This is a genomic window from Streptosporangium sp. NPDC000509 (genome assembly GCF_042898365.1).
Lineage (GTDB): Bacteria > Actinomycetota > Actinomycetes > Streptosporangiales > Streptosporangiaceae > Streptosporangium.
Genome location: NZ_JBIAYX010000004.1, coordinates 464,385 through 471,296, shown reverse-complemented (window position 1 = coordinate 471,296; position 6,912 = coordinate 464,385). Strand labels below are relative to the sequence as shown.

Below are 6,912 nucleotides of genomic sequence, written 5' to 3'. Positions count from 1 at the left end.
CATCGCCACCCTCCCCGAAAAACAACAGGCCGAACTCCACCACGTCCCCACCAACACCCGCCTCGTCTCCTTCGTCCCCCTGCACGCCCTCGCCCTCACCTGCTCCGCGGTGATCAGTCACGGGGGGACCGGCACGTTCCTCACCATGGCGGGGCAGGGGGTGCCGCAGCTGATCGAGCCGTTCATGTTCGACGACGGGCTCCGGGCCGAGCGGCTGGCCGGGCTGGGGGCGGGGCTGGTGGTGCGCGGTGGCGAGGCCACCGGAGCCCGGGTGCGCCAGGACCTGCTGCGCCTGCTCGGCGACCCCTCCTACACCCACGCCGCCGCACGGCTCCGCGAGGAGATGCACACCATGCCCACCCCCAACGACCTCGTCCCCGAACTGGAAAGACTCACCGCCCACCACCGCGGCGGCACGGGGACCGGCTGAGGCCGCGAGGCCGGCCGTGGGGCCGGGGGCACCCGATGGGTGAAGCGTCGGTCCCCGCGCCGCTCGACCACGGCGCGACGGGAGAACCCCGGCCCTCAAGATCTCGTTGCCCGATCACGGCCGGTCCACGTCCGGCACCGTCAGCCGGTGCCGGTGCCGGTGCCGGTGCCGGAGACGCAGGTCGCGAGGATCGACATCGAACAGGGCGACGGGGGTCCTCAAACCCGGGAGAGGCTCAGAGCAGCCGCAGCGCGGAGGCGATGCCGCGGACGCTCTTGAAGGCACGGGGGTCCATCATCTCGAACGCCACGTCGATCCCCATCTCGTCGCGGATGTGACTCACCAGGATGGCGGTGTTGAGCGAGTTGAGGATCCCCCACTCCAGCAGCGGGGTGTCCTCGTCCAGCTCTCCCTGCGGATCCCCCGACAGGAACCGCTCCCTGATGAAGGCGATCAGCCGGTCCGATATCTCCCGCTCGGACAGGTCGGTGGTGGTCATGGTGGTCGTCTCCTTCACAGCCGGCCATACGGCGTGGTCCCCGAGCCCAGTGCGGCCCGGTCGATCTTCCCGTTGCGGGTTCTGGGCAGCTCGCCGACGAAGTGGAACTCGTCGGCGATCATGTAGGGCGGGAGTCGTTCCGCGCTGTGCCGCTTGAGGCTCAGCACGCCCGGTGTCCTGTCACGTACGGGCACCACGAACGCGTGGAGCCGCGCGTCGGCGCCCTCGCCGCCGACGATCACGGCGACGTCGGCCACCTCGGGGTGACCGCCGAGGACGGCCTCGACCTCGCCGAGCTCGACCCGGTGGCCGCGTACCTTCACCATGTGGTCGCGGCGGCCGAGGTAGTCGAGCGATCCGTCGGCGAGCACCCGCACCATGTCGCCGGTGCGGTACGGGCCGCGCTGCGGCGCGGCACCCCAGTAGCCCCGCATCACGGTGGGCCCCTCCACGACCAGCTCGCCCTCCTCGCCGGGGCGCGCCTCCCCGCCGCCGGGCCGCATCACCCGAACCGTGTCGCCGCAGGCCGCGCGGCCGATCGGCACCGAGCGGTCGCGGGTCAGGTCGCCGGGGACGACCTCGTGGAAGGTGCAGACGTTGGTCTCGGTCGGGCCGTAGAGGTTGAGCAGCCGCGCGCGGGTCCAGCCCGCCAGGTCGCGGACCCCCGCGATGGGGAAGGGCTCGCCCGCGAAGAGCAGCGCCCGCAGCGCGCCGGGCGCGGGCCTGTCGAGCAGGCCGCCGTCACGCATCATCAGGGTGAGCGCGGACGGCACCGAGTACCAGACGCTGACGCGCTCGCGGTGCAGGAAGTCCACCATCCTGGCGGGGGCGTAGGCGAGCTCGGACGGGACGAGGCAGACCGCCGCCCCCGCGGAGAACGCCGCGTACAGGTCGAGCACCGACAGGTCGAAGGTGAAGGGCGCGTGGTTGGCGAACCGGTCGTCCGGCCGCGCGTCCAGCTCGGCCGCCGCCCAGTCCACGAAGGCGCGGGCGGCGCGGTGGCTGACACACACCCCCTTGGGAGTTCCGGTCGAGCCGGAGGTGTAGAGCACGTACGCCAGGTCGTCGGGGTCGACCGGATGGTCGACGGGCCGCACCCGGTCACGGTGCTCGCCGGGGTGCTCGTCGGGGTGTTCGTCCCGGTGCTCGTCGAGGTCCACGGCGCGCACGTCCGCCTCCAGGCCCTTGACGAGTCGCCGCAGCCGGTCGCCGGAGCCGCAGACGGCCCGGGGGCGGCAGTCGCGGACCATGGCGGCGACCCGGGCCACCGGCGTCGTCTCGCCGGCCGGCACGTAGGCGGCGCCCAGGCGCAGCACGGCCTGCATCGCCACGACGGCGAGCGGTGACTTCTCCGCCCAGATCACGACGCGGTCGCCGGGCCGCACGCCCTCGCGGGACAGCGCGTGCGCCAGGACGTCGGCCCGGCGGTCGAGCTCGGCGTAGCGCATCTCGCCCGCCGGGCCCGCGACGGCCAGGTTGTCGGGGAAGCGGGAGGCGCTGTCGATGAGCAGCCGGTGCAGGCTCACAGTCCGAGCCCTCTCGCGACGAGTTCCCGCTGTATCTCCGTCGTACCGGAGAAGATCGTGCTCGGCACCGCGTCGCGCAGCTGGCGTTCGACACCCGCGGCGCCGAGATAACCGGTGGCGCCGAATATCTGGATCGCGTCGAGGCTGCTCGCCACGGCCGCCTCCGAGACAGCGATCTTCGACAGCGCCGCCGCGGTGGCGGCGTCGGGGTCCTTCTCGTCCAGCGCCCAGCACGCCCGATAAAGCAGGAGCCTGGCTCCCTCCAGCCGCTGCTTCATCGTGACCAGCCGGTGCGAGACCGCCTGGAAGTCGCCCAGCGCGCGGCCGAACTGGCGCCGCGCACGGGCGTGTTCCACCGCCCGGCGCAGTTGCTCCTCCATCATCCCGAGGTAGACGGCGGGCAGGCACGCCCGCTCCCACGCCATCGAGCCCTGGAAGACGGTGCTTCCGCCGCCCTCCGGGCCGATCCTGAACCTGGCGGGGACCCGGCACCCGGAGAACTCCACCCGCCCGGCCGGGCAGCTGTCGAGGCCCATCTTCGCCATCGGCTCGCCCACCCGGACCCCCGGCAGGTCGCGGGGCACCGCGAAGGCGCTGATGCCGAGGAAGCCGAGGGCGGGATCGGTGACGGCGTACGTGACGAGGACGTCGGCCATCGGGGCGTTGCTGGCGAAGGACTTCACGCCGTCGAGCACGTAGTGGTCGCCGTCGCGCCGGGCGGTGGTGGCGAGCCTGCTCACGTCGGATCCGGCCTCGTCCTCGGTCATCGCGTTGGCCGCGATCAGCTCCCCCGAGGCGAGGCCGGGGAGCAGCTCCGCGCGCACCTCCTCGCCGGCGTTGTCGCGGATCGCGACGCAGCAGGCCAGCAGGTGCGCCGAGACCGCGAAGGCGAGGCCGGTGTCGCCGCACCCCTCGGACAGGGCCTCCAGGCACAGCGCGGTGTCCAGGGCGCCGAGGCCGCCGCCGCCGTGTTCCCCGGGCAGGCACAGGCCGGTGGCGCCCAGTTCGGCGACGGCGCGCCAGCGCTCGCGGGTGAACGGCCGCGACGGCGACTCAAACGACGACTCCGACGGTGGCTCCGATGACGGCCCCGACGCCTCGTGGAGGCGCTTGCGCGCGCCGTCGAACATCGCGTCGCGCCGCTCGCGGCGCGCGCCGGTGAGACCGAACTCCATGAACCGTCCTCCCCTTCCGAGACGGCTCCCCCTAGATCCACGGGGGAGTGCTGAGGATCTCCAGGACCGCGCACGAGATGGTGACGCCGGGACCGATGCCCCCCAGGAGCACGTGGTCGCCGGGGCCGAGCTGCCCGGTCGACAGCAGGTGGTCCAGGGAGACGAGGTGGTCGCTCGCGCCGAGATGGCCGACGGTCCTGGCGTAGTCCCAGCTGGACTTCGACATGGGCATCCGGAGGACCGACATCCAGCGGTGCTCGACGGCCTCGGGGGAGAGGCTGGTGAACACGGTCCGGGTGAGATCGTTCGCCGTGATGCCGGCCTCGGACAGGGTGCGGCCGAGGACCCGCATCATCCGCTGCTGCACGATGACCCAGGCGAGCGCCAGGTCGCCGTCGACGGAGCACATGCGGCCGAACTCCTCGGCACGCGCGCTGAAGTCGACGGCCTCACCGGTGGTGGCGCTCGGAGGGAAGAGCGGAGTGCCCGCGCGGTGCAGTTCCTCGGCCTCGGGGACGGAGATCGAGCTCACCGAGAGCAGCCGGGCGAAGCCGGTCTCACGGCTGAGCACCACGGCGCTTCCCGCGTCGCCGAGGACGAAGTCGGGACCCGAGCACCACCGGTCCATCCGGGCGGTGCCGAAGTTGTCGGCCGTGACGATCAGCGCGTCGCGCCGGCGCGGATCGCCCGCCATGAACCCCCCGGCCAGCTCCAGGGCACTGAGCACGCCGTTGCACCCCTGACGCACCTCAAGGGCGAGCAGGTCGCCGCCGACGAGATGACGCTGCAGGTAGTACTGCGGCGACCAGCCGTCGGGGCCCTGGTGCCAGACATCGGCGTACAGCAGCAACCCGAGGTCCCCGGCGTCGGCCCCGCCGCGTCCGATCGCCTCCCGCGCCGCCCGCAGCGCCATCTCGGGAGCGGGGATGTCACCGGCGACCGCCGCCCCCAGCATGTCGTGGACCTTGGCGTGCTCGGCGGAGCACAACCCGTCGGCGACCGCCGACTCCACGCTTACCGTCGGGGGGACGAACGCGCCGATCCCCCTGACGAAGATCTCCGGTGTGCGCAATGGCGTACCTTTCTGCTCGCCCGCCTCCTCACGCCGGCCGGCGCGCGGGGCCGGTGGGCCGCAACTCCGGTGCCCCGTCCCGCAGCTGGGAGGTCGCCTCCAGATAGCGGTCGATCACGGTCCTGTGGTAGTCGGGACCGAAGTCCATCTCCTTCACCGCGGGCACCAGCCTCCGCAGCTTCTCCACGGATATGTGATGGGACGTGCCCTCGTCGATGATCTGCCTGCGGGCCGTGACGCCCAGGCGCGACTCGAGGTGGTCGACGATCAGCTTGATCGGCACGGACTCGCCGGTGGCGACGTTGACCACCTCCTGGGTGATCCGCTCGGCCAGCAGCATGTCGATGACCCGCACCCAGTCGGTGATGTCGATCAGGTCCCTGCGCGCGCTGCGGTACATCGTGAGGTTGTCGGAGCGGATCTGCTCGATGAGGGAAGGGATCAACCGGTTCGCCGGGACGTGCGGGCCGACGACATAGCCGAGCCGCAGGATGAGGTGGCGCACCCCCGAGTCCTGGATCCGCCGCTCCAGCGCGAGCTTGTGCCATCCGTACGGGGTCACGGGTTCCACGGGTTCGTCCTCGCGGCCACGGCAGCCGGGACCGCCGTACATGCTCATCGAGGCGGTCGAGAAAAAGACGAGTATCCGGTCCTGGCGAAGGCTCTTTACGATCGTCTCCTCGACCAGAGCGGTTTCCCGTTCGTAGTCGGAATCGGAATTCTTCCACAGAGACACACCGGCGGCGAGAATCGTCATCTCCGGGTGTGCGTCGCTGATCGGCCGCAGATGTCTCGCGAGAAAACCATTTCCGATGATCTCCATTCCCAGCACCGCTTTCCAGCTCTGGAGGTTAACGTATCGGTTCCGTTCGTCACCATATAGCGACGCGTGTAATAAGAAAGCTCCCCGCTCCCCGCGGCCGGAGGGCCGTTTGTCCCGCCAGCGAGACAGATGCGGGTTCCGGGGCGGCCAATGGGAATTCCGCGGCCTTCGCCGCGCTTCGGATCGCGTGCCGGGGGGGTTGGCGGAAGTGGTTCCCGCGGGGTCCGGGAGTGCGCGCCCCGGTGGGTCTTCGCACCGGCTGCCGGGGGTGCCGGGGGAGCGCGACGGCGCGTCTTCGCGCCGGGTCCCGGACGGCGCGGTCGTGCGCCTTCGCGCCGGGTCACGGGCCGGCCGGCACGTCCGCGCCGGGTCCGAGGTCCGCGGCGGCCGAGGTGGCCCTCTCCTTCTTCAACGGCTCCCACCAGCTGCGATTGTCCGCGTACCAGCGAGCCGTCGCCGCCAGCCCCTCCGCGAAGGGGGTGAGCGGCCGGTAGCCCAGCTCGGCGGTGATCTTCGAGCTGTCGACCGAGTATCGGCGGTCGTGCCCCGGGCGGTCCTCCACCTGCCTGACCATGGACCAGTCCGCTCCGGCGATGTCCAGCAGCGCCCGGGTCAGCTCCCGGTTCGTCAGCTCGGCGTTGCCCCCGATGTTGTAGATCTCACCGGGCCTGCCCCTCCAGGCGACCAGGGCGATCCCCCGGCAGTGGTCGTCGACGTGCGTCCACTCGCGCACGTGCAGGCCGTCGCCGTACAGCGGCACGCGCTCCCCGTCCAGGAGGTTGGTGACGAACAGCGGGATCACCTTCTCGGGGAACTGGTAGGGGCCGTAGTTGTTGGGGCAGCGGGTGATCGAGACGGGGAAGCGGTAGGTCCTGGAGAACGCCCGCGCCAGCAGGTCGGCCGCCGCCTTCGAGGCGGAGTAGGGGGAGTTGGGCTCCAGCGGGTGGCTCTCCACCCACGAGCCCGACTCGATGGACCCGTAGACCTCGTCCGTGGAGACGAGCACGAACTTCCCCACCCCGGCGCGCAGGGATGCCTCGAGCAGCGTCTGGGTGCCCACCACGTTGGTCGCGACGAAGTCGGCGCCGCTGTCGATCGACCGGTCGACGTGGGTCTCGGCGGCGAAGTGCACGACGAGGGAGACGCCCTTCATCACCCGCGCCATCAGCGAGGCGTCGCAGATGTCCCCCTCGACGAACTCCAGCCGGGGGTCGTCGGCGACGGTGGACAGGCTCTCCATGGTTCCCGCGTAGGTCAGCTTGTCCACGATGACGACCCGGACGTCCTCGAACCCCTCGTAGGCGCCGGAGAGCGTGCGCCGGACGAAGTTCGAGCCGATGAATCCGGCACCGCCAGTGACCAAGATCCGCATTTGCCTGCACCTTTG

Annotated in this window: 7 protein-coding genes; 1 reads left to right on the top strand and 6 read right to left on the bottom strand. The window is 71.5% G+C overall.

Annotated features, from left to right (window positions below; all coding sequences use genetic code 11):
- Positions 1 to 430, top strand: a 430-nt coding sequence (locus tag ACFY3D_RS10740; protein ID WP_389977529.1) for a glycosyltransferase, incomplete at its 5' end; no start/stop codon positions are given.
- Between the two features lie 235 nt (positions 431 to 665).
- Here the strand turns inward: ACFY3D_RS10740 and ACFY3D_RS10735 are convergent.
- The 6 genes from ACFY3D_RS10735 to rfbB form a co-directional block, all read right to left on the bottom strand.
- On the bottom strand, positions 666 to 929 hold the full coding sequence (locus ACFY3D_RS10735; RefSeq protein ID WP_350949588.1) for a phosphopantetheine-binding protein: 264 nt from the start codon (positions 927 to 929) through the stop codon (positions 666 to 668).
- Positions 930 to 943: 14 nt separating this feature from the next.
- Positions 944 to 2,455 carry an amino acid adenylation domain-containing protein gene (locus tag ACFY3D_RS10730; RefSeq protein ID WP_389977526.1) on the bottom strand — a complete coding sequence of 504 codons (1,512 nt, stop codon included), beginning with the start codon at positions 2,453 to 2,455 and terminating at the stop codon, positions 944 to 946.
- Positions 2,452 to 3,630, bottom strand: a complete 1,179-nt coding sequence (locus tag ACFY3D_RS10725; RefSeq protein WP_389977523.1) for an acyl-CoA dehydrogenase family protein — start codon at positions 3,628 to 3,630, stop codon at positions 2,452 to 2,454. The genes ACFY3D_RS10730 and ACFY3D_RS10725 overlap by 4 nt, the downstream gene beginning before the upstream one ends.
- Positions 3,631 to 3,661: 31 nt before the next feature.
- The gene (locus tag ACFY3D_RS10720) at positions 3,662 to 4,702 is read right to left on the bottom strand and encodes a ketoacyl-ACP synthase III family protein (protein WP_389977520.1); all 1,041 of its coding nucleotides are present in this window, start codon (positions 4,700 to 4,702) and stop codon (positions 3,662 to 3,664) included.
- A gap of 28 nt (positions 4,703 to 4,730) precedes the next feature.
- Positions 4,731 to 5,525 (bottom strand): NAD-dependent epimerase/dehydratase family protein, encoded by a 795-nt coding sequence (locus ACFY3D_RS10715; RefSeq protein ID WP_389977517.1) that lies wholly within the window; start codon positions 5,523 to 5,525, stop codon positions 4,731 to 4,733.
- A 340-nt stretch (positions 5,526 to 5,865) separates the two neighbouring features.
- On the bottom strand, positions 5,866 to 6,897 hold the full coding sequence (gene rfbB, locus ACFY3D_RS10710) for a dTDP-glucose 4,6-dehydratase (RefSeq protein WP_389977514.1): 1,032 nt from the start codon (positions 6,895 to 6,897) through the stop codon (positions 5,866 to 5,868).
- Positions 6,898 to 6,912: the final 15 nt, after the last annotated feature.

What these genes read in the sequence shown, in the direction of transcription:
- ACFY3D_RS10725 (WP_389977523.1), bottom strand. Translation starts at nt 3,630, where the DNA reads ATGGAGTTCGGTCTCACCGGCGCGCGCCGCGAGCGGCGCGACGCGATG.
- rfbB (WP_389977514.1), bottom strand. Translation starts at nt 6,897, where the DNA reads ATGCGGATCTTGGTCACTGGCGGTGCCGGATTCATCGGCTCGAACTTC.
- ACFY3D_RS10735 (WP_350949588.1), bottom strand. Translation starts at nt 929, where the DNA reads ATGACCACCACCGACCTGTCCGAGCGGGAGATATCGGACCGGCTGATC.
- ACFY3D_RS10715 (WP_389977517.1), bottom strand. Translation starts at nt 5,525, where the DNA reads ATGGAGATCATCGGAAATGGTTTTCTCGCGAGACATCTGCGGCCGATC.